Source organism: Poinsettia branch-inducing phytoplasma str. JR1 (genome assembly GCF_000309465.1).
Lineage (GTDB): Bacteria > Bacillota_I > Bacilli_A > Acholeplasmatales > Acholeplasmataceae > Phytoplasma > Phytoplasma pruni.
In genome coordinates this window covers 1-1151 of sequence record NZ_AKIK01000176.1, presented here as the reverse complement: position 1 = coordinate 1151, position 1151 = coordinate 1, and the positions used below count along the sequence as shown (strand labels likewise).

The 1151-nt window shown below is 28.6% G+C and carries 2 protein-coding genes; both read left to right on the top strand.

The window, feature by feature from the left end:
* The first annotated feature begins 49 nt into the window (after positions 1 to 49).
* A complete protein-coding gene (locus ON17_RS03165; RefSeq protein WP_017192062.1) occupies positions 50 to 679 on the top strand; it encodes a lambda-exonuclease family protein in 630 nt (209 codons plus the stop codon).
* A gap of 59 nt (positions 680 to 738) precedes the next feature.
* Positions 739 to 1017, top strand: coding sequence for a hypothetical protein (locus ON17_RS03160; RefSeq protein ID WP_017192061.1), 279 nt, complete (start codon positions 739 to 741; stop codon positions 1015 to 1017).
* Positions 1018 to 1151 lie beyond the last annotated feature (134 nt).

Genomic DNA, 1151 nt, shown 5'->3' with positions numbered 1-1151 from the left:
TTTATCTTTTTTATAAAAACAACAAAAATAGGCAAAGGAGTTTGAACAGATGAAAAAAAATATTTTTGCTATCCCCGCTCTTAAAGTAACATTAAACCAAAATAGTTGGCAATGGTTTCAACATCGGAAAAAGTTTATCAATGCTTCCGAAGTAGGCACTATCATGGGTTTAAATCCTTATGAAACCAAAGAGGATTTGCTTTTTAAAAAAGTGTTTGGGAGTGATTTTATTACTAATGAGGCTGTTGAACATGGCAAAAAAACTGAACCAAAAGCAAGAAATTTTTATTGTTTTTGTCATGGGTTAAAATATGTTCCCGCCGTTTTTACCAGAGGTTTAATGTCCGCTTCTTTGGATGGTTATAACGAAGAAACCAAGACTTTACTAGAAATCAAATGTCCTTTAAATCCCGATGGTGCGAGTTGGCAAGATTTTTTTAAAACACAAACAATACCTCCATATTATTGGGCCCAAATACAAGCTCAACTTTATTGTAGTGATTTAGAAAAAGGTTATTTTTTTGTTTTCGTGAATGACAAACTTTTCCGAAATCAAGAAGTTTTTTTAGATAAAACCTTTATAGCGAAAATGCTCATTGAAGCGGAATCTTTTCAGCAAGAATTAGAAAAAAGCAGACAGATGGTTGATTTAGCTCGTTTAGCTGAAAAAGATAAATAAAATTTACAAAAAATTTCAAAAAATTTCAAAAAATCATTATAAGAAAAAAGGATATTCATATGTTACAAAAAATATTTTTATTAACTTTAGATAATTGTGCCAATTGTGATCAATTAAAAAACATCTTATACAAAGCATATCCGCAATATTTAAAACACATTCAAATTATTACTAGACAACAGACCGAAACATTTAATAAACTAGTTAGGGAATATAATATTAAAAAAGCACCAGCTTTAATTAACGATAACAAAGACACTATTTTAAGGGCAGAAAAACTGGATATGATAGATGCCTTCTTAAAAGAGAATATTTCTTTACCAAGCGAGGAGCTTTAAAAAAATAAATATAAATAATAAATTAAAAAAGAAAGAGGAATCAAAAAAATGGCTAAAAAAAACAAAAAAAAAGACATGACTGAGAATAATGTCACCACCACATGTTCTAAAAAAAATTTAATCAAAGAAATCGC

Coding starts and splice junctions, on each gene's coding strand:
- ON17_RS03165 (WP_017192062.1), top strand. CDS start 50: ATGAAAAAAAATATTTTTGCTATCCCCGCTCTTAAAGTAACATTAAAC.
- ON17_RS03160 (WP_017192061.1), top strand. CDS start 739: ATGTTACAAAAAATATTTTTATTAACTTTAGATAATTGTGCCAATTGT.